15 protein-coding genes are annotated in these 20,495 nt (G+C 71.6%); 7 read left to right on the top strand and 8 right to left on the bottom strand.

What is annotated here, in order from left to right; translation table 11 throughout:
* Positions 1-70: 70 nt before the first annotated feature.
* From BM028_RS11095 to manA, 3 genes are all read right to left on the bottom strand, one after another.
* Positions 71-403 carry a WhiB family transcriptional regulator gene (locus tag BM028_RS11095; RefSeq protein ID WP_083295294.1) on the bottom strand — a complete coding sequence of 111 codons (333 nt, stop codon included), beginning with the start codon at positions 401-403 and terminating at the stop codon, positions 71-73.
* Positions 404-605: 202 nt separating this feature from the next.
* The gene (gene galE / locus BM028_RS11090) at positions 606-1,568 is read right to left on the bottom strand and encodes a UDP-glucose 4-epimerase GalE (RefSeq protein WP_070418491.1); all 963 of its coding nucleotides are present in this window, start codon (positions 1,566-1,568) and stop codon (positions 606-608) included.
* A 53-nt stretch (positions 1,569-1,621) separates the two neighbouring features.
* The gene (gene manA, locus BM028_RS11085) at positions 1,622-2,830 is read right to left on the bottom strand and encodes a mannose-6-phosphate isomerase, class I (RefSeq protein WP_092386675.1); all 1,209 of its coding nucleotides are present in this window, start codon (positions 2,828-2,830) and stop codon (positions 1,622-1,624) included.
* A 51-nt stretch (positions 2,831-2,881) separates the two neighbouring features.
* On the opposite strand from manA, the gene BM028_RS11080 reads away from it, so the two are divergent.
* Positions 2,882-4,261: an O-antigen ligase family protein gene (locus BM028_RS11080; RefSeq protein ID WP_139219808.1), complete on the top strand. Its 1,380-nt coding sequence runs from the start codon at positions 2,882-2,884 to the stop codon at positions 4,259-4,261.
* A 37-nt stretch (positions 4,262-4,298) separates the two neighbouring features.
* Here BM028_RS11080 and BM028_RS11075 read toward each other — a convergent pair whose 3' ends face one another.
* Positions 4,299-5,690, bottom strand: coding sequence for a hypothetical protein (locus tag BM028_RS11075; RefSeq protein ID WP_092386517.1), 1,392 nt, complete (start codon positions 5,688-5,690; stop codon positions 4,299-4,301).
* 186 nt (positions 5,691-5,876) lie between these two features.
* On the opposite strand from BM028_RS11075, the gene BM028_RS11070 reads away from it, so the two are divergent.
* Positions 5,877-7,163 carry an O-antigen ligase family protein gene (locus tag BM028_RS11070; protein ID WP_139202026.1) on the top strand — a complete coding sequence of 429 codons (1,287 nt, stop codon included), beginning with the start codon at positions 5,877-5,879 and terminating at the stop codon, positions 7,161-7,163.
* A gap of 112 nt (positions 7,164-7,275) precedes the next feature.
* The gene (locus BM028_RS11065) at positions 7,276-9,144 is read left to right on the top strand and encodes a glycoside hydrolase family 25 domain-containing protein (RefSeq protein ID WP_092386513.1); all 1,869 of its coding nucleotides are present in this window, start codon (positions 7,276-7,278) and stop codon (positions 9,142-9,144) included.
* A 184-nt stretch (positions 9,145-9,328) separates the two neighbouring features.
* Here the strand turns inward: BM028_RS11065 and BM028_RS11060 are convergent, their stop codons facing one another.
* Together BM028_RS11060 and BM028_RS11055 are read right to left on the bottom strand one after the other, a co-directional pair.
* The gene (locus BM028_RS11060; protein WP_092386511.1) at positions 9,329-10,078 is read right to left on the bottom strand and encodes a polyprenol monophosphomannose synthase; all 750 of its coding nucleotides are present in this window, start codon (positions 10,076-10,078) and stop codon (positions 9,329-9,331) included.
* Positions 10,075-12,564, bottom strand: a complete 2,490-nt coding sequence (locus BM028_RS11055) for a glycosyltransferase (protein ID WP_071303791.1) — start codon at positions 12,562-12,564, stop codon at positions 10,075-10,077. The genes BM028_RS11060 and BM028_RS11055 overlap by 4 nt, the downstream gene beginning before the upstream one ends.
* Positions 12,565-12,700: 136 nt before the next feature.
* Here BM028_RS11055 and BM028_RS11050 point away from each other — a divergent pair, with 136 nt between their 5' ends.
* Positions 12,701-13,999 (top strand): glycosyltransferase family protein, encoded by a 1,299-nt coding sequence (locus tag BM028_RS11050; RefSeq protein ID WP_092386509.1) that lies wholly within the window; start codon positions 12,701-12,703, stop codon positions 13,997-13,999.
* Between the two features lie 86 nt (positions 14,000-14,085).
* Here BM028_RS11050 and BM028_RS11045 read toward each other — a convergent pair whose 3' ends face one another.
* Entirely contained in the window at positions 14,086-16,524 is a 2,439-nt protein-coding gene (locus tag BM028_RS11045) for a hypothetical protein (RefSeq protein ID WP_092386507.1), read from the bottom strand.
* Positions 16,524-17,087, bottom strand: a complete 564-nt coding sequence (locus BM028_RS11040; protein WP_092386505.1) for a hypothetical protein — start codon at positions 17,085-17,087, stop codon at positions 16,524-16,526. The genes BM028_RS11045 and BM028_RS11040 overlap by 1 nt, the downstream gene beginning before the upstream one ends.
* A 206-nt stretch (positions 17,088-17,293) precedes the next feature.
* Here BM028_RS11040 and BM028_RS11035 point away from each other — a divergent pair, with 206 nt between their 5' ends.
* Genes BM028_RS11035 through BM028_RS11025 form a run of 3 tightly spaced genes read left to right on the top strand, consistent with a single transcriptional unit; the run spans position 17,294 to position 20,461 of the window.
* Complete coding sequence (locus BM028_RS11035) at positions 17,294-18,196, top strand: ABC transporter permease (protein ID WP_092386503.1); 903 nt, start codon at positions 17,294-17,296, stop codon at positions 18,194-18,196.
* Between the two features lie 4 nt (positions 18,197-18,200).
* The gene (locus tag BM028_RS11030) at positions 18,201-19,430 is read left to right on the top strand and encodes an ABC transporter ATP-binding protein (protein WP_071295760.1); all 1,230 of its coding nucleotides are present in this window, start codon (positions 18,201-18,203) and stop codon (positions 19,428-19,430) included.
* Entirely contained in the window at positions 19,349-20,461 is a 1,113-nt protein-coding gene (locus tag BM028_RS11025; protein WP_092386501.1) for a glycosyltransferase family 2 protein, read from the top strand. The genes BM028_RS11030 and BM028_RS11025 overlap by 82 nt, the downstream gene beginning before the upstream one ends.
* The last annotated feature ends 34 nt before the right edge of the window (positions 20,462-20,495 follow it).

The raw sequence follows: 20,495 nt of genomic DNA, 5'->3' as shown, positions 1-20,495 counted from the left end.
CTGTGGGAGCCATCAACGACCGGTGCGCGTCGGACGCGCACCGTGCCTCCTGGACCGGCCAGGTGCGCGCTCAGGCGCGCTTTCGCAGCTTGCGGCGCTCGCGCTCGGACAGGCCGCCCCAGATGCCGAAGCGCTCGTCGTTCTCGAGCGCGTACTCGAGGCACTGCGCCCGGACCTCGCACGAGGTGCAGATCTTCTTGGCCTCGCGCGTCGAGCCGCCCTTCTCGGGGAAGAACGCCTCGGGGTCGGTCTGCGCGCAGAGCGAGTCCACCTGCCAGGCGAGCGGGTTCTCCTCGTCGTCGGTCTCCGGACGCCGGACACCCGGGACGCCGAGCGACACGGGGTCGACGTGCCAGTCCTCCGGTACTCCGGCGTGGAAGTCGGAACCGTTCACCCTGATCACCCCTGACGTCTCGATAACGGGACCACAACGATCGCTGTCGTTGCCTGTAATTACAGCGGTGTCATTCGCGAGAGTCAAGTCGCGGATCATAGAAGGCACTGACGGTTCCGGCGTGTCATGTCCCCCGTACGGGCGTGTCGCGGCCGGTCTGTCGGGGTTTCGGGGGACAACTGACGCCCCCTCAGCCGGCCGCGACGGCCCGTCAGCCGATGCGGCGCCGGGCTTCCCAGGCGCTCGTGACCATCTCGTCGAGCGTGTGGCGCATCGCCCAGTCGAGGTCACGCGCAGCCGCTTCGCCCGTCGCGACGATCCGCGCGGGGTCACCGGCGCGTCGCGGCGCGATCTCGGGCTCGAACGCGATGCCGGTGCCCTTCGCCATGGCGTCCATGATCTGCCGGACGCTGACCCCGTCGCCGCTGCCGAGGTTGTACGCGCGCTCGAGGGTCTGGCCCGCCTCGAGCTTCTGCGCGGCGACCGCGTGCGAGTGCGCGAGGTCGGCGACGTGGATGTAGTCCCGCACGCAGGTGCCGTCGGGCGTGGCGTAGTCGTCGCCGTTGATCCGCGGCGTGCGACCGGCGAGCAGGGCGTCGAAGACGAGCGGGAAGAGGTTGTGCGGGCTGGCGTCGTACAGGTCCGGCTCCCCCGACCCGACGACGTTGAAGTAGCGCAGCGACGTGGTGGTGAAGCCCGCGGCGACCTCCATGTCGCGCAGCAGCCACTCACCGATGAGCTTCGACTCGCCGTAGGGCGACTCCGGCGCCTTCGGGGTGTCCTCGACCACGGTGTCGACGTCCGGCGTGCCGTAGACGGCGGCGCTCGACGAGAACACCGCCTTGGTGACGCCGTTCTCCGCCATCGCCCGGAGGAGCGTCGCCATGCCGGTGACGTTCTGCTCGTAGGTGTGCAGCGGTCGCTCGACCGACACACCCGCGTACTTGAACCCCGCGACGTGCACCACACCGGTGACGGCGTGCTCGCGCAGCGTCCGGGCCACCAGCTCGCCGTCGAGGATCGTGCCCTCGACGAACGGCACGTCCTCGGGCACGAACGCCCGGAAGCCGCTCGAGAGGTCGTCGAACGCGACGGTGTCGATGCCCGCCGCACGCAGTGCTCGGACGACGTGGGACCCGATGTACCCGGCGCCGCCGGTGACCAGCCAACTCATGCTGGCCACGCTAGCGGAACCGGCGCGGCGTCAGACCGCCACGCGCTGCGGGTTCACGCACCCGTCGCGATGAAGACCGTCGACGCCAGACCGCTGCCGTTGTCGGCCTCGACCGTGGCGTCGCCCTCGTCGGGGGTGATGTAGCAGGACTCCCCCTGGCGCAGCAGCGTCGCGGACTGCGCTCCGACGAGCGTCACCGCGCCCGCCGTGCAGATCGCGATCGAGGGGCCGTGCAGCGGCGCGACCCCGCCGGAGGCCAGGCCGACCGGGCGTCCGTCCCCCGTGACGCGGAGCAGCGCGAACCCGACGCCGTCCGGCGCGAAGCGCTCGACGCCGGCGGCGACCGACTCGGGGGTCAGGACGGGTGCCGGGTACGCGGTGAAGTCGAGGACGTGCAGCAGCTCCGGGACGTCGACGTGCTTCGGCGTGAGCCCGCCGCGCAGGACGTTGTCGGAGGGGGCCATGAGCTCGATGCCGAGCCCGTCGAGGTAGGCGTGGATGTTGCCGGCCGGCAGGTACATCGCCTCACCCGCGGCGAGCGTCACGCGGTGCATGAGCAGGGAGACCACGATGCCGGGGTCGCCCGGGTAGCTCGTGCCGAGGTCACGCACGGTCGCGGTGTTCGGGGTGACGGCGTCGTCGGGGAGCGCAGCGGCGAGGTCGCTCACGGCCTGCACGACGGCCTGCGCCGAGGAGTCGCCGGTCTCGAGCCACCGCACCGTGTCCTCGAGCCCGTGCTGCAGGTGCACGACCAGGGGGCCGAGCCGACCGGACCCGGCGTCGAGCGTCTCGACGTCGGCGAGCGTCTCGGCCACCGGGCGGAAGCCGCTCAGCGCCTCGAAGCGTTCGCTGAGCGCCACGACGAGCTCGGGCTTCGGGAACGGGTCCTTGTAGTTGCGGGCCGGGTCGTCGATCGGGACACCCGCCGCCTCCTCGCGCTCGAATCCCTCGCGCGCCTGCTCGGGTGTCGGGTGGGCCTGCAGCGAGAGCGGAGCGGCGGCCGCGAGGACCTTCAGCAGGAACGGGAGCCCCGTGCGGTCCGGTCCGAGGGCGTCCCGGGGCTCCGCGGTGATCCAGTCGAGGAGCGTGTCCGCGCCGCCGACCATCGCCGGGTTCACGACGACGCTCGGGCTGCCCGGGTGCGCGCCGAGCCAGAGTTCGGCCTGCGGTGCGCCGGTGACGGTCCGGCCGAGGAGCTCGGGGATGGCCGTGACGGATCCCCAGGCGTAGTCGCGGGGCGTGTTCGTGATGCCGAGGAACATGCGCACGAGCCTATCGGCGGTCGACGTGCGCTCCCCGGGTACCCTGGCGTCGTGACGAACACCTGGCCGTTGGCGCGCGGATCCGTGCCCGAGCGCGAGGCGTTCGCATTCGGCGCGACGATCCTGTTCGTGCTCTTCGCCGGCGACGCCGTGCCGAACACGCTCACGTGGGTCGGCGCCGGACTGCTCTGGGCGGCCGCCGGGGTCTGGGCCACGACGATCATCGTCCGGGCCCGCCCGCCGCTCACCCGGACACCGCGTGCGCTCTGGCTCTTCCTCGCCTGGTGCCTGGTGTCCGTCGTGTGGTCGCACTGGCGGTTCGCGACGGTCTCGAGCCTCACGGTCCAGGTGATCTGCGCGGGCGCGGCCTTCGCGATCGCCTCGACCCTCACGTGGCGGCGGATCACCGACGCGCTGAGCCTCGCGCTGCGCTGGGTCCTGATGGGGTCGCTGCTCTTCGAGGCCTTCGTCGCGGTCGTCCTCCGGCACCCGATCGCACCGGCGTGGACGGACTACGGCGACCGGAAGATCCCGGACGCCTTCTACTTCTCACGCGCCGAGCTCTTCACCGGCGGGCGCATCCAGGGTCTCCCCGGCAACGCGAACCTGCTCGCGATGGTCGCGCTCCTCGCCGTGATCGCCGTCGCGGTCCAGTACGCCGAGGGGCGGCTCCGGCGCAACCGCGCGATCGGCTGGACCGTCGTGGCCCTCGTCGTCCTCGCGCTCACCCGCTCCTCGACCGTGCTGGCCGCCGGGCTCGTCGTCCTCGTCGCGCTCGCCGTCGCGCTCTGGATCCGCCGGGTCCCGACCGAACGACGGACCCCGCGCTACCTCGCCGTCGCCGTCGGGGCCGTGGTCGTCGCCGTGCTCGGGTTCCTCGCCCGCGGCCAGGTGTCCGAGCTGCTCGGCAAGGGTTCGGACGCCACCGGCCGCGGCGTGATCTGGGAGCGGGTCATCGGGCTCATCCAGGAGCACACCGTCGTCGGCTGGGGGTGGATCGGCTACTGGTGGCCGGGCATCCCGACCCTCGCGGACCTCGCGCACCGCAAGGGCGTGACCTACCTGCAGGCGCACGACGCCTACCTCGACGTGTGGATGCAGACCGGTGTCATCGGGCTGGCGATCTTCGTGGTCTACGTGGTCACGACCCTCAGCCGGTCGTGGGCCTCGGCCACCCGGATCGGCTACGACGCGTCGCTCTCCCCCCGCCCGTTCGACCCGGTGTCGCTCCTGCCGCTGCTCGTCGTCGTGGCGCTGCTCGTGCAGTCGGTCGCCGAGTCGAGACTGCTCTACCAGGGCAACTGGGTCCTGTTCGCCCTCATCGCGATCAAGACCCGGATCGTGCTCGTCGGCGAGGAGCCCGTGTCCGCCGGTGACGGTCCCCGCACGCCCCCGGCCCGCCGCGAGTTCCGGACGCCCGCGCGCCGCTGACCCGAGCCCGCCCCGGCCCCCGACACCGGTCCCGTCGTCACGGCCGCTCGACCAGGCGGTCGCACGGCACCGCGGCCCGCCACGGCGCGGTCCGGAGCACGACGGACGGCAGCGTCGGGTCGGCGCGACAGGCCTCGGCGGCTGCGGGGACCTGCGCGGACCAGACCGGGCCGGCGCTCCGCCGGGTCGTCCCCGGAGCGGCGTTCCAGACGGCGGCGACGACCACCGCGGCGACCACGCACCACGCGAGCACGACCGCGACCAGCCGGCCCGCGGCCGCCGACCGGCCGACTGTCGGACCGGACCGACCCGCACCGGGCCGACCCGCGCCTCCTGGCAGCCCCACCGGCCCGATGACCACGGACGCCGCCACCACCGCTCCCGACACGAGCAGCAGCCCGGACGCTGCCGCGTACCGCTGCGGCCCCGCCGCCAGCGCGGCCGGCCCGAGGGCCACCCAGTCCTGCACCGCCGACCCGTTCGCCACGAGCGCTGCCCACCACACCACGAGGGAGCCTCCGGCGAGGGCGACCACGACCCACCGCGCACGCCCCCGGCCGAGCACGACGGCCGTCACGAGCACGACCACCAGCAGCACGGTCGGCAGGACGACCACTCCCCACCCGTGCGCGTGCACCGTCTCCGCGACGACACCGGCCCGACGGTCCCACGCGCCCCCGAGCGGCTGGAGCAGGTACCCGGCGAGCACGTCGGAGGCGCCCGGGTCGCCCGGCCGGGACGCTCGCGGATCCGTGAGCGCCGTCGCGACCTGCACCGCGCTGCCCAGCACCGCCGCCAGGGTGACCGGCAGCGGGCGGAGGTCCACCCGTCCGGTCGCCGTGCGTCGCAGCGGGAGCCAGGCGACCAGCAGGAGCGGGAGGAACAGCGTCGCCTGGACCTCGCTGAGCACGCCGAGGGCCGTGACCACGGCGAGCGCCACCGCTCCCCACCACGTCCGGGCACGGTGCGTGTACAGCCACGGCACCAGGACGAGCACGTACCAGTGCAGGTTCGCCGCGGTGCCGCTGATCTCGACGGGGGCGAGCGGCAGGACGACGGGGACCGCGGCGAGCAGGACCCGGAGCGGCCACGGCCGGACGACGTCGCCGGAGAGCAGGAACACGAGCGCGCAGACGACCCCGACGACCAGGCAGGACAGGCCCGACACCGCGACCGCGTACCGCTCGACGGGCAGGAGCCAGGCGAGGTCGACGACGATGCGCGGGACGAGGTGGCGGTACCCGGCGTACGGCTCCAGGACGGCGCCGGGGCCGAGTGCGAGCCGCTCGCGGAGGAACACCCCGCCGTCCTCGGCCCACACCGTCCCGCGGGTCACCGGGCCGAGCCGCCACCAGGCCACGGCCGTGGCGGACCCACCGACGACCGCAGCGACCGTCGGTGCGCCGTACAGCCGCCACCCGCGCGCCATGGTGCGGCGATCGTACCGCCGACATCGCGGATCGTGGATATCCGCGCGGGGGTGCAGCCGTCGTGTCGCGGGCGTCCTCGGCACGCCGATCGAGGTCGCCGCCGGCTCGGTGCAGGGCGCGACGCCGGGGCGTCCACCTGCCGACGAGGCCGGATGGGCCAAGATGGTGAGGTGACGGACGGCCGGGTGACCAGACGCGTGCTCGCGCGACGGTACCTGTCGGCGTGGATCGGGTTCTCCGCGGGCGGCCGGTTCAGCCAGGCACTCGCGACCGTGATCGTGCTCTTCGCGTTCGCGCAGCCGACGGTGACCGCGCTCGTCGGTCGTGCCGGTGTGTGGGCCGTGCTCGTCACGCTGTTCGTCCTCGCCGGGCTGAGCCTGCTCGGGCAGCGCTACCGGATCGAGTGGCACGGGGTGCTCCCCCTCTCGCTCCTGGCGTTCGTCGGGTACTGCGCGTTGAGCGTCCTCTGGAGCGAGTACTCGTGGGTGGCGCTCCGGGGGCTGGTCGGCACCGTCTGCTTCATCGGGCTCGGGCTCTACCTCGCGCTCGGCCGCGACCTGGTGCAGGTCATCCGGGCGTCCGGCGACGCCTTCCGGATCCTGCTGGTGGTCGCGCTCGGCCTCGAGGTCCTGTCCGGCCTCGTCCTCGACACCCCGATCCCGGCGTTCGGCATCCAGGGCAACATCGCGTACGGCGGCCCGATCCAGGGCATCGGCGGGACCCGCAACTTCATGGGCTTCATCGCCGCGATGGCGCTGGTGACGTTCGTGGTGGAGTTCCTCACCCGCTCGGTGACGATGTGGCGTGCGATCGGCTCGACCACCCTCGCCGTCATCGCCCTGATGCTCGTGCAGTCCCCCATCACCGGGCTCGCGATGATCGCCCTGGCCGTGACCGCCCTCGCGCTGTGGTCGCTCCGGCACGCCCGACCGACGACCCGACCGGTGGTGAACGGCGTGCTCGGCGGGGCGGTCCTGCTCATGATCGGCCTCGGCATCGTCGCCCGGCACCGGGTCCTCGCCGAGATCGGTGCGGCCGGGGGCACGGCGACCCGGGTGGACCTCTGGGCGCAGATCCGCGTGTTCGTGAGCCAGTTCCCGATCCAGGGCTGGGGCTGGGTCGGCACGTGGCCGCACGAGGCCGTGGTGCCCTACGTGACGTTCATCGACCCGGCCGGGCAGCGGTTCACGTCCGGCCTCAACGCGTTCGTCGACGCGTGGCTGCAGATCGGGCTCGCGGGCACGATCATCCTCGCGGTGACGGCGCTGCTCGCGTTCGCGCGGGCCTGGGTCACGGCGACGACGTTCCCGGGGGTCGCCTACGTGTGGCCGGCGGCGGTGCTGGTGCTGCTGGGCGTCACGAGCGCGGCGGAGAGCTACCTGCTGCACGGGGCCGGGCTGATGGTGTTCGTCGCCGTGCTCGTGATCGCCGCGCGGCGGCGGTCGTGGCGGCGGCACCTGCCGCGCGGCTGAGCGACTGTGTCGGAGTGCACAGGTGCGCTCCGCGATCCCCGATCCGTTGCATCGTGCACCTAGACTGCCGGAGACCGTCAGGGGGCGGTCCACGAACCTGGGGAAGAACCACATGCGCCTGCACCGACGCCTCGCACTCGCCCTGACCACCGCGCTCGTCGCCACCGCCGTCGCCGTCGTCGCACCGGTCTCGACCGCGCAGGCCGCGGCCCCGACGACCGGCCGGTACACGCCGATCGACACGACCCGCGTCTGGTCCGGCGCCCTGACGACGTCGCCGAAGGTGGTGAAGATCGCCGGGAACGCGGGGGTCCCCGCGAACGCCACGGCCGTCGTCGTCAACGTCGAGGTCGCCAAGCCCACCGCGGCCGGCTACGTCCGCGTCACCCCGGCGGGCAAGGACGCCACCGTCGCGACGCAGGACTTCGCCGCCGGGCAGACGATCGCGAACCTCGTCACCGTGCGGCTCGTGAACGGCTCGATCCAGGCGAAGCTCTCGAAGGGCACGGCGAGCGGGTACTTCGACGTCGCCGGGTACTACGCCGACGGCTCCGGTGCCACCTACACCCCGCTCGACGCCGCGCGGGTGTTCGGCGCCACGGTGGGCACCACGCCGACGCAGGTGCCCCTCGCCGGCCGCGCCGGGATCCCCGCCGACGCGACCGCCGTCGCCGTGAACGTGCAGGTCAGCAACCCGACGGTCGCCGGGTACGTCCGCGTCACCACGGCCGGGCAGGACCCCTCGGTCGTGACACAGCTCTACTCGGCTGGTCAGGCGCTGTCGAACCTCGCGATCGTGAAGCTCTCCGACGACGGTGCCGCCCAGGTGAAGCTCTCGAAGGGCTCGGGCACGGTCTACATGGACGTCGCCGGCTACTACTCGAACTCGTCCACCGGTTCGGTGTTCGTCCCGATCGACACAACCCGTGCGTTCGCCGGCTCGGTGTCCGCCACCGCGGGGACCATCCGACTGTCCGGCGTCGCGGGCGTCCCCGGGACCGCCACGGCCGTCGTCGCGAACGCCGAGACGACGAAGCCCACGGCGGCCGCGTACCTCCGCGTCACGCCCGCGGGCCAGGACCCCCAGGTCGCGACGCAGGTGTTCGACGCCGGCACCTCGGTCGCGAACCTCGTCGTCGCGAAGGTCACCGGGTCGAGCGTCGACCGCCGGGTGCAGGCGAAGGTGTCGAAGGGGTCCGCACAGCTGCACCTCGACGTCGCGGGGTACTTCCTCGACGGGTCGAGCGGCTCGGGCTTCGGGGCCGACGTCTCGTGGCCGCAGGGCGGGTCCTCGTCGAACTACCCGTCGAACCAGGCGTTCGGCGTCGTCGGCGTGAACGGCTCGCTGCCGAACCAGACCAACGAGTCCCTCGCCCCGCAGCTGGCGTGGGCCGCGGGGTCGGCCGGGGGCACGTCGCAGCCGAAGGCGCAGCTCTACGCCCTCGCCGCGAACCCCGGCAAGGCCGCCTCGGTCTGGCCGTCGTCCAACCGGGACCCGTCGGGCACGACCGTGTCGAACCCGTACGGCACGTGCACGGCGAAGGCGTACAACAGTGCCTGCTCGTACATGTACGGCTACACCCGCGCCTACGAGGCCGCGAACACCCGCGGCGTCCCGAACCCCTCGTCGTACCGCTGGTGGATCGACGTCGAGACGGGCCTCTCGTGGCTCGGGGCCTCCGACGCGAAGGACTACCAGACGCAGAACCGCGCCGACATCGAGGGCATGGTCGCCGCGCTCAAGGCCGCGGGCGTCTCGACGATCGGCATCTACTCGACGGGGTACCAGTTCGGGCAGATCGTGGGGACCGTCCCGTCGACCTCGACGCTCCGCGGGCTGCCGAGCTGGATCGCGGTGGGCAACGACGGCGTCGCGGCGGCGCAGAAGGCGTGCTCGGCCGGCGGCCTCACCGCGGGCAGCCAGGTGCGGATGGCCCAGTACGTCGTGGGGAACCAGGACTACAACGTGAGCTGCGTCTGAGACGCATCCCCTTCACGGACGGGAGGCGCGGTGCCAGCTGGCACCGCGCCTCCAGTCCGTTGGTCGGTTCTTCCCAGATCATGTGCGATCCCTTGCAGGAACGGGCGTACCAGGTCGGAACTTTCCGGCAGGTACGCGCGAAAGCACCAGGTGCGAGGCGCGGGGGCGCGGGTCAGGGGGTGCGTCAGCGACGTGCGCCGCGTCGGCGACCGAAGCGCCGCTGCAGGCCCCACTGGGTGGTGCGGAGCATGGCCTCGAGCACGATCGACCGACTCATCTTCGAGACGCCGTGCACACGGTCGCGGAACCGGATCGGGACCTCGACGATGCGCCCGCCGAGGTCGTCCACCCGCAACGTCATGTCGACCTGGAAGCAGTACCCCTTCGAGTCGATCGAGTCGAGGTCCATCCGGGCGATCGCGTCGGCGCGGTAGACCCGGAAGCCCGCGGTGACGTCCCGCACGCCGATGCCGAGCACGAACCGGGCGTAGGTGTTCGCGCCGCGGCTGAGGACCTCGCGGTGGAGCGGCCAGTCGACCACCGATCCCCCGGGGACCCACCGCGACCCGATCGCGAGCAGGACGTCGTCCGCGTCGTCGACCGCGGCCACGAGTGCCGGGAGCCGGTCGGCCGGGTGCGAGCCGTCCGCGTCCATCTCGACGAGCAGCGGGTACCCGCGCTCGAGCCCCCACCGGAAGCCGGCGACGTAGGCCGTCCCGAGGCCGAGCTTGCCGGAGCGTTCGAGCAGGTGCACCCGGTCGTCCGTGGCGGCGAGCTGCCGCACGAGGTCAGCCGTGCCGTCGGGGCTGGCGTCGTCGACGACGAGCAGGTGTGCGTCCGGCAGCGCGCCCAGGACGGCTGCGGCGATCGTGCGGACGTTCTCGGCCTCGTTGTAGGTCGGGACGATGACGAGCGCCGTGGCGCCCGCGGTCACCGGTTCTGCAGCCGACGCTTGATCTTGCCCGCGACGCTCCGCGGGCCCTCGGTCCGGAAGTAGTGCACGGCGCGACCGAGGTCGTGACGGACGCCGTAGAGCTTCTTGCGGTCCGGGACGCGCACGCGCATGGCGTGCGGCTGGATCGTCGACGAGGTGTCGCGGACGCTCTTGTCGGCCGCGCGGATCGGGTTCCGGCAGAACTCGACGAGCGGGGCGAGGACGTTCTCCCACGTGAACTGCTCGCGCACGCGGTCGACGTTGCCGATGAACTCGGCACGGGCCTTCTTGTCGAAGAGCGCCGTCTCGAGCGCTGCGGCCAGGCCGTCGATGTCCTGCTCGTGCACGGCGATGCCGAGCTTCTCCTCGGCGACGAGGTCACCGAAGGAGTCACCGGCGGTCGTGACGATCGGCAGGCGTGCCCACAGGTAGTCGAGGATGCGCGTGCGGAACGAGAACGTGGTCTCGAGGTGCTCGTAGTGCGTCGAGACGCCGGCGTCGGCCTCGAGCAGGTAGGCGCCGCGTTCCTCGTACGGGATCCACGCGTCGTTGAAGAACACGTTCTTGCCGGTCAGCCCGAGCGCGTCGGCCTCGGCGCGCACCTTGGCGACGATGTCCATCTCGGGCACGTCCGGGTTGGGGTGCTGCACGCCCATGAAGAAGAGCTTGACGCTCGGCTTCTTCGCGGCGAGCCGGCCGATGGCGCGGACGAGCGTGATCGGGTCGAACCAGTCGTAGATGCCGCCGCCCCAGACGACGAGCTTGTCGTTCTTCCCGATGCCGGGGACGACGCCCTTGACCCGCTGCTGGTCGTGCACCGGCGGCGTCGACGACAGGCCGAACGGCACGACGCCGATCAGCGAGCGGAGGTCGGGGTCGCGCGAGTACGTCCGGGCGTTCACACGACCCGAGCCGGCGAGCTGGCCGAGCCAGAACATGCGCTGCCGCTCGGAGGCGCAGATGAAGTAGTCGCCGAGTTCGAGCTGGTGGTTCAGGGTGTCCGACGCGTCGAGGATCTGCCGGTTCCACTGGTCGACGTCGTCGCTGCGGCCCTGTTCGAGCTGCTCGAGGTGCAGCGGGTCGTAGACGTCGACGACGAGGATCTTGCTCGTCGACTCGAGCACCGGGAACAGGCGGAGCGCGTGGCCCTGCACGATGATGACGTCGGCCCAGGCCTCGTGTTCGACCATCTGGCGCGGGTGGCGGTGCGGCACCGTGACGACCTCGTACGAGGGGTCGATCTGCGACGAGCGCGTGAGGCTGATGACCCGGACGTCGTGCTCGCCGGCGAGCTGCTTCGCCATCTGGGTCGCACGGATCGCCGGACCGGCCATCTTCTCGCCGATGGAGTCGCCCGTGATGATGAGGATCCGACGCCGGGTGCCGACCTCGAGCACGCCGAGGGAGTGCACGATCTTGTCGTAGCCGGCCAGGTAGTTCTCGATCGGGTACGCGGGCTCGTCGCGGTTGCCGAAGAGGCGCAGGAGCTCGCGGTCGCTGCGCACGCGGGTCGCCTGGATCTGCCGACGCGACTCGGTCATCGACGGCAGCTGCTCGACGAACTGGTCGACGCCGTAGATGCCCGCCATCGCCGTCTTCGGCACGGGGATCGTCGGGACGCTGTCGTCGCCGGGGTTGCGGAGGTCGAGCTCGGTCGAGTCGAGTTCGCCACGACCGACGGCGCGACGGACGACGAGCGCGAGCGACCCGGGCAGGGCCGCTGCGAGCTGCTCGTCACCGAGGTTCTTGTAGAGCGTGAAGAGGGCGTTCCGCTCGAGCAGGTAGGTCTCGCGGAAGTCGCCGAACTTGTTCATCGACGCGTGGTGCTTGTGGAACGCGACGGACTTCGGCTGGTACCGGAAGCGCCAGCCGAGCAGGTTGAGCCGCCAGCCGAGGTCGACGTCCTCGTAGAACATGAAGTAGCGGTCGTCGAAGCCGTCGAGCTGCTCGAAGAGCTCCGCACGGATGAACATCGCCGCGCCGGTGCCGAACAGCACGTCGGTCTCGGACTCCCAGCGCCCGGTGTCCGGCGAGCCCGCGAACGGCTTGTAGCCCATGCCGTACCAGGTCATCGCGGCCTCGGTGAAGTCGACGTTGACGCCTTCCCAGTCGAGGACCTTCGACGCCACGGCGCCGATGTCCGCGCCGGAGGCGAACGTCGCCATGGCCTCGCGCACCCAGCCGGTGTCGGGTCGGGCGTCGTTGTTGAGGAACGCCACGATCTCGCCGGAGGACTTCTCGACGCCGAGGTTGCAGCCGCCCGTGAAGCCGAGGTTCGCACCGGCGTCGACGAGCGTGAAGTCGAGCTCCGACGCCTTCAGCCGACCGAGGTGCTCGGGGCCGGAACCGTTCTCGACGACGATGACCTCGAGCCGGTCCTGCGGCCAGTCCTGCTTGCGGAGCTCCGCGATGCTCGTCAGGGTGTCGTCCGTGCCCTTGTAGTTCACGAGGATGACGGACACGACTCCCGGCTTGCGCTCTGTCACGCGGTTCCTCCAGCAGCTGCCGCGCACCTGGCGCGGGTCGACGGGTCGGCCGCGGGGTGCCGACGGCCGATGACACCCTACAAGGCGCGCGCCCGCGCTCCCCTGAGATCAGCGCCGATTCGTGCAGAATGGCTCGGTGACCGCGACCAGCATCCCGACCGCTCCCACGTCTTCCCCCCTCGCCGCGGACTACGCCGCGATCGCCGCGGGCGACCACGCCGAGGGGCCGCGCGGGACCGTCCGGTTCGCGGTGTCGACGGACGACCCGGCCGAGGGCAAGGGCGACCTCTACGTCGCGCTCGGGCTGGCCCGGGCACTGCGGGACGCCGGGTGGGGCGTCGCGATGTGGCCGATCACCCGCTGGGCCGACCCGGTCCCGGACGACACCGCCGTCGTGGTCGTGATGATCGAGTCCTTCGTGCCGGGCCGGGTGCCGCCGTCCACCGCCCTCGTGGCGTGGGTGCGCAACTGGACGGCGAAGTGGGCGGCCCTGCCGTACCTCGACGAGTTCGAGGCGATCTGGACGTCGTCGAGCACCGCGCGCGACGCCGTCGCCGCGCACTACGACGGCCCGGTCGAGGTCGTGCCGATCGGCGTCGACCTCGAGCTCTTCACGACCGACCCGGGTACCCCGCGGAGCGACCGGGCGGTGGCGACCGTGAACTTCTGGGGCGTCCGCCGCCACGTGCAGGACGTCCTCGACGACGTCCGTCCGGCCGAGCCCATCGTCTGGTTCGCCGCGAACGCCGAGCACGTCGACCCGTCCCCCGGCGTCGAGCTGCGGCCGATGGTCCCCTACTTCGCGCTCCCCGAGGTCTACCGGTCGGCGGCCTTCGTCGTCGACGACGTCATCGCGCCCGCCGCCGAGTACGGCACGTTGAACTCCCGCCTCTACGAGTCGCTCGCGTCCGGGGCGCTCCCCGTGACGGACTGCGCGCTCGGACTCGACGAGCTCGGCCTCGGCGAGGTCCCCGTGTTCGAGGACGCCGCGTCCCTCGAGCGGGCGCTCGCGATGCCCGCCGACGAGCGGACGGCGCTGGTCGAACGGCTGCGCGCCGTCGTGGTCGAGCGACACTCCTTCGCGGCGCGTGCGGAGCAGGTGCGCCCGGTCCTCGAGGCGGCGATCGAGCACGCGCGGTCCCGGACCGGCAGCCGGTCCCCGTTCCTCCGCTGGGCGACGAACGAGCGCGAGGTCCTGCGGGTCGCCGAGCTCGAGCGCGACGTGCACCTGCAGGGCGTCCGCGACATCAACGAACGGCTCGTCGTGGCCGAGCAGGCGGTGGCGTCGTTCGACGCCGCGCGTCGGCGTGCGGAGGAGGAGCGCGACACGATCGCCCTGCGGTACGACGAGCTCACCCGGTCGGCCGAGTACCGCCTGCTGCACCGCTTCGGCGGTCTGGCGCGCGCCGTGCGTCGCGGTACCGGACGCGGCTGAGCCGACCACGGACGAGACGGGAGGCGCCCCACCGGCTGGTGGGGCGCCTCCCGTCTCGCATCGTGGTCCGTCAGACCGTCAGCGCACTACTTCACCGTGATCGTCCGGCACAGCGTGGTGTTCGCTCCCGCACCGGTGTTCATCGCGTAGACGCAGACCTGCGTGCTGCCCGCCCTGTAGCCGGACACGGTCGTCGAGAACGAGTGGTTCGCGCCGTACCCGCCGTATGTGGTGGCGAGCGACGCCTTCGCTTCGTTCGCGGTGAGCGACTTCGCGCCGGCGCCGTTCACGTACACGTGCACCTGGATCGGGGACGCGGTGTCCGGGTCGATCGTCCAGCCGCGCACCTTGACCTGGCCGGCCGCGGGCGAGGACACCTCGTCGAGCAGCAGGACCGGGTTGCCGGAGGTCATCGCGACCGTGCTGCAGGCGCTGGCGTCCTTCCCGCCCCCGACGTTCGTCCCGACGACGCACACGGTGTGCTTGCCCGGGCCGATGCCGGTGAGCGTGGCCTGGAAGCCGTGCTTCGAGTAGTACCCGGGGTACGCCTTCGCCGCCGTGGCGCTGGCCTGGTCGGCCGTGCCGGTGGTGACCTTCTTGCCGTCGACCGTGTACGTCACGCCGATCGGCTGCACCGTGTCGGGGTCGACCGCGTAGCCGCTGACCTGCAGCGAGCCGAGCGTCGGCGACGAACCGGACTCGATCTTCACCTTCGGCGGGCCGGTCGGCGTCTGGAACGTCGTGCAGACGTTGCTGTTGCCGCCGGGTCCCACGTTGATCGCGATGATGCAGAGCTGGTGCTTCCCGGCCGGGACGCTGCTGCGGGTGAACAGGATCGCGTGGTCGTCACCGTAGCCGGGCAGTGCCTTGTCGAGGCCCGCCTTGGTCTGGTCGGCCGTGAACGAGGTCAGGGCCTTGCCGTCCAGGTACAGGTGGACGCGCAGCGGCGCGATCGTGTCCGGGTCGGCCGTCCAGCCGCGGATCTTGAGCTTGCCGGGAGCGGTCGACGATGCCTCGTCGATGACGATCCACGGCGAACCGCTCGCCTTCGTCACGGTCTTCGCCCCGAGCTGCGTCCACTTGCCCGTGGAGGTGTCCTTCGCCCACGTACTGATCGTGTGCTTCCCGGCACCGATGCCGCTGATCGTCGCCGAGTAACCGTGCGCGTTGCCCCAGCCCGGGTAGATCTTCCCGACGTCGGTGCGCGAGGCGCTGGCGGTCCAGGCCTTCTTCGCCACGCCGTCCACGCGGAGCTGCACGGGGATCGAGGACTTCGTGTCCGGGTCGATCGCCCAGCCGCGGACGCTCAGCTTGTCCGCCGCGAGGGTGGCTTGGTCGAGCTTGCCGAACGGTGCCCCGGTCCGGACGGTCACCTGCTGGCAGCCGAGCAGTGCGTTGGCGCCGGCGCCCTGGTTGATGCCGAACACGCAGACGTTGTGGCTGCCGCCGGAGATCCCGGTCAGGGTCGTCGAGAACCCGTGGCTGGTGTTGCCGGCGCCGAGCTGGCTGCCCAGGTCGGAACGCGCCCCGTCGGCCGTGATGGTCTTCTTGCCGACGCCGTCCACGTAGAACGCCACCCGGATCGGGCTCGTCGCGACGTCGGGGTCGTACGCCCAGCCGCCCACCGTGACCTGGCGGAACCCGGCGGTCGCGGAGTCGACGTGCCCGGCGGGCGAGCTGCCACCGGTGGGCGAGCCGAACCAGTCGGTGTACATGCGCCAGAAGTTCCGGTTGCCGTACGCCGAGCAGCCGTCGCCGTTGCCGTAGAGATCGGACATCGCGGCGGCGTTCGGGGTGTACGGCGTGTAGATGTACAGCCCGGCGGTCGCCTGGTTCTTGATGTAGACCGTCTTCCGACCGCACGCGGCGTTCGGGTTGTAGAGGATCGAGTTGTTGCGGCCGGCTTGGTACGCCCACGATGTCGGCGAGGCCTGGTAGCGCTTGAACTGCAGCGCTGCTCCATACACCTGCTGCCCGAAGCCGTAGTACTTCGGGTCGCAGGGAGCCGTATCCGGGCAGCTGAAGCCAGTTGCGGACCGGTAAGCCGCGGCGCTGGGCTTTGCGCGTGAGACGAGGCTCTGCTCCTTCTCCAGAAGGACGAGCAGGACCTTTTGGCTGATGCCGCACGCGGCGCCGACCTGCGCGATGATCGTCGCCGCGGACTTCACGCCACCGTTGATCGCGGAGCACTTTCCGGCCGAAGCAGCAATTCCGCCCATGTTCTGCGAGAAGTTCTTGAGGCACGCCGGACCACCGGACACAGCCCGACAATTGGCGCCCGCGCTGTTGAGGAACGCCTGCACGGACGACGAGCTCATCGCCGACCCGTTGTAGAAGTTCACGTCGCTGATGATGTTGCCCGGGTCGAACGACGCGGCGGTCGCGGCCGAGGCGGACTCCGTCGTCGTCTGCTCGGACAGCACCGTGCCGAAGGTCAGGCCGCTCACGGCGACCGCGAGGGCGGCCACCAGGGCGAGGGACGACCGCAGCGGGCGTCGTCGCCCGTCGGTTCGGATGGATCGCATCACGGCACCTCCGCCGTCATCGGGTCGGACGTGGTCGACTGCGTGCCGACCCGGTAGTCGAGGGTGATGGACCAGGTGCCGCTGGACACCTGGGCCGCCGGGAAGGACACCTGCGCGCAGTTCACGGAGGACGCGCTCGCCTCCGCCGTGCTGGTCAGGGTCCGGGTGACACCGCTCTTCGTCGCGGTGAACGTGCACGTGCCCGACGTGTTCGTCGTGCCGGAGACGAGTCCACCGGCCTGGAGCGTCCGGCTGCCCGTGTCCCACCCGGCGTACGTGACGACGGCGGTGGCCGGGAAGTCCGACGGGTCGTCATCGGGCTCGGTCGTCTGGCCGGAGCCCGGGAACGCCGAGGGGCTGTCGTCCGCGTCGTCGGAGCTGCTCGGCGACGGGGTCGACGAAGGGCCGGACGTCGGGGTCGCCGACGCGGTCGGAGTCGGTGAGGCGGACCGCGTGGGCGACGCGGTGGGGTCGTCGTCACTCGTGGCGGAGCAACCCGCCGCGAGGAGACTGAGAACACCGACCACCGCGAACGCAGCGATCGGCCGTGACGCGAAGTGCATGCTGACGGGCCGTCCTGTGGATGTTGACAAGGGTCCGGGTTGCGTCAACGGTAACCCCAAAGTGAAGGTTGAGGGTTCAATCCGCGCACATTCACCCCCGCACGGGGGCGGACGACAGGTGTCGCCCGGTCCGCAGCGCGCACCGGCGTCCTGGGTGATGCGGTGAGTATGCTGTTCCGGTCCTGCCCCCACGAACGAAGAGACACATGGTCGATCAAGCCCGCATGGCCGCGCTCGCGAAGGAGCCCCTGGTCGTGGTCGGCGCTCCGACGAGTGCCATCCGAGGAACCTGGCGAGAACTGCGCGACGTCTTCCGGCAGCGCGAGATGCTCGGCATGCTCGTGCGCCGCGACCTCAAGGCGCGGTACAAGGACTCGGCGCTCGGGTTCGTGTGGACGCTGGTGCGCCCGCTGACCCAGCTCCTCATCTACTACTTCGTCATCGGCAAGGTGCTCGGCGCCGCGCACGGCATCGACAACTTCGCGATCTACGTCTTCACCGGACTCGGCGCGTACACGCTCTTCAGCGAGATCGTCGCGGGGTCGACCGGCTCGATCGTCGGCAACAGCGGCCTCATCAAGAAGGTCTACGTCCCGCGCGAGGTCTTCCCGCTCGCGAGCGTCGGGGCCGCCCTGGTCAACTACGCCATCCAGTTCGTCATCCTGATCGTGGCGACGCTGGTGCTCGGTGCGTTCCCGTTGCACGAGGGCCTGGTGTACCTGGTGCCGTCCCTCGCCGTGATCGTCGTCTACGGCGCGGCCATCGGGCTCGTCCTCTCCGCGCTCAACGTGTACCTGCGGGACGTGCAGTTCGTCATCGACGTCGGCCTGATGGTGCTGCTGTGGGGATCGCCCATCGTGTACTCGTACTCGATGGTCCTCAAGGAGCTGCACGTCCAGTGGATCCTGACCGTCTACACGAACAACCCCCTCACGCTGTCCGTCCTCGGCATGCAGAACGCCATCTGGCTGCACGACCCGGCGAAGGTCGTCTACCCCGACCACCTCATGCTCCGACTCGGCATCGCGTTCGTCATCGGCCTGATCTGCCTCATCGGCGCGCAGCGCGTGTTCTCGCGCCTGCAGGGCAACTTCGCGCAGGAGCTCTAGACCCATGGCCATCAGCACCCCCGTCGCACCCACCGCCCAGCAGCGCGGCGACGAGCGCCCCGACGTCATCGTCATCGACCACGTCCGGAAGCGCTTCACCGTCCGCAAGGACAACACCATCCGCGAGCGGATCGTCACGCTCGGCCGCGCCGGTCGCAAGCACCGCCAGGACTTCTGGGCGCTCGACGACGTCACCGTGTCGATCCAGGCCGGGACCACCGTCGGGCTCATCGGCCAGAACGGCTCCGGCAAGTCGACGCTGCTCAAGGCCATCGGCGGGATCATCCAGCCGACGTCCGGCACCGTCTCCCGCCGCGGGCGGCTGGCCGCGCTGCTCGAGCTCGGCGCCGGCTTCCACCCGGACCTGTCCGGCCGCGAGAACGTCTACCTCAACGCGGCGCTGCTCGGTCTGAGCCGCAAGGAGACCGAGGCGCGGTTCGACGACATCCTCGCGTTCTCCGGCATCGGCGACTTCATCGACACCCAGGTGAAGTTCTACAGCTCCGGCATGTACGTGCGACTAGCGTTCGCCGTGGCCGTGCACACCGACCCCGACGTGCTGCTCGTCGACGAGGTCCTCGCCGTCGGCGACGAGGCGTTCCAGCGCAAGTGCCTCGACCGCATCCGCTCGTTCCAGGAGCAGGGCAAGACGATCATCATCGTCACGCACTCGCTCAGCCAGGTGCAGGAGATGTGCGACCGGGTCGTGCTGCTCAACAAGGGCAAGGTCCTGCACGACGGGGACGCCGTCCAGGCGGTCAGCAAGTTCCGCGACGTGCTCGAGGAGCGCCGGTCCGGCGAGCTCAGCGCCGACGTCGCCGTGGGCCGCGGCACCGTCCTCGGGGCGACCGTCCACGCCGACGGCAAGGAGCACCGAGCACCCGTCACGCCCGGTGACGACCTCGTCGTGGACATGGAGTTCGAGCACCTCGACGGCGTCGCCGACTGGGAGGCCGCCGTCCAGATCAACAACACCGCCGGGCAGGTCGTCTACGGCACCACCACCGGCATCATGGGCGTCACGCTCCAGCCGCTGCACGGGCGCCGGAAGCTCCGTCTCCGGATCACGGACACGAACTTCGGCACCGGCAAGTACTTCATCAACGTGTCGATGATGGACTCCGCCGGGCGGCACCTGCACGACCTGCCGGAGTGCGACTCGTTCGAGGTCCCGTCGTTCGGCGACGCCGTCGGCAGCGTCTACGCGAAGCCCTCCATCGAGGAGCTCGGCTGACGCCCACCGACGGCGCCTCCCGCACCGCGGTCGTCGTCGTCAACTGGAACCGTGCGGACCTCACGACCCGGGCCGCCCGCGCCGTGCTCGACGACGGCGCGGCCGACCAGGTCATCGTGGTCGACAACGGGTCGTCGGACGACTCCGTCGCCGTGCTGCGCCGCGAGCTGCCCGAGGCGACGGTGCTGGTCCGCGACACCAACGGCGGGTTCGCGGCGGGCGCGAACACGGGCATCCGGCACGCGGACGCCGACGTCGTCGTCCTCCTCAACAACGACGCCGAGCCCGCTCCCGGCTTCGTCGCGGCCCTCCGCGACCACCTCGGCGCCGCCCCTGCGGCCGTGGCGGCCGTGACGGGCCGCATCGTGCTCGCCGGGCGCTGGTCGCGCCTCCAGGCCGGTGCCCCGGCCCCCGCCGGACGGGCGCTGCGCGACCACGCCGGCCACCTGTGGGTGCCCGACGCGGACGGCGAGGTCCGCCTCAACTCGACCGGCGTGCGGGTCGACCGCGACGGCAACGGCATGGACCGCGACTGGTTCGGCGCGGCCGACCAGGCGGCGGACCGCGACGTGTTCGGGTTCTCGGGCGGCGCCTCCGCGCTCCGGAAGGCCGCGCTCGACGACGTCGGACTCCTCGACGAGTCGCTGTTCATGTACTACGAGGACACCGAGCTCGCCTGGCGGCTCCGTCGCCGCGGCTGGCGCGTCGAGTACGCGGCCGACGCGGTCGTCGAGCACGACCACTCGGCGTCGTCCGGCGTGCAGAGCGACCTGTTCGTCTTCCGCAACGCCCGCAACCGGCTGGTCGTCGCCCTGTGGCACGCGCCGTGGCCGACGGTCCTGCGGGCTGCGGTCCGGACGACCGCGCGCGGCCTGGTCGGACTGCGTTCCGGTCGCACCCGACGGGAGGCGCGGCTCGTCCTGGCAGCGCTGGCCGACGTGACGGCGCACCTCCCCGCGCACCTCGCGCGGCGGCTCCGTGAGACGCGGGTCGCGTCCGTCCCGCGGAGCGCCGTGGACCCGGACGCATGAGCGGAGCGGGCTATCCTGGGGACTCCCCCGTCGA

The organism is Curtobacterium sp. YR515 (genome assembly GCF_900113095.1).
Taxonomy (GTDB): domain Bacteria; phylum Actinomycetota; class Actinomycetes; order Actinomycetales; family Microbacteriaceae; genus Curtobacterium.
This window is presented reverse-complemented; position numbering and strand designations above follow the sequence as displayed.

Bases quoted from the DNA above. Each gene is read 5' to 3' on its own strand.
- BM028_RS11065 (WP_092386513.1), top strand. From the start codon at position 7,276: ATGCGCCTGCACCGACGCCTCGCACTCGCCCTGACCACCGCGCTCGTC.
- BM028_RS11045 (WP_092386507.1), bottom strand. From the start codon at position 16,524: ATGCGATCCATCCGAACCGACGGGCGACGACGCCCGCTGCGGTCGTCC.
- galE (WP_070418491.1), bottom strand. From the start codon at position 1,568: ATGAGTTGGCTGGTCACCGGCGGCGCCGGGTACATCGGGTCCCACGTC.
- BM028_RS11075 (WP_092386517.1), bottom strand. From the start codon at position 5,690: ATGGCGCGCGGGTGGCGGCTGTACGGCGCACCGACGGTCGCTGCGGTC.
- BM028_RS11040 (WP_092386505.1), bottom strand. From the start codon at position 17,087: ATGCACTTCGCGTCACGGCCGATCGCTGCGTTCGCGGTGGTCGGTGTT.
- BM028_RS11030 (WP_071295760.1), top strand. From the start codon at position 18,201: ATGGCCATCAGCACCCCCGTCGCACCCACCGCCCAGCAGCGCGGCGAC.
- BM028_RS11035 (WP_092386503.1), top strand. From the start codon at position 17,294: ATGGTCGATCAAGCCCGCATGGCCGCGCTCGCGAAGGAGCCCCTGGTC.
- manA (WP_092386675.1), bottom strand. From the start codon at position 2,830: ATGTTCCTCGGCATCACGAACACGCCCCGCGACTACGCCTGGGGATCC.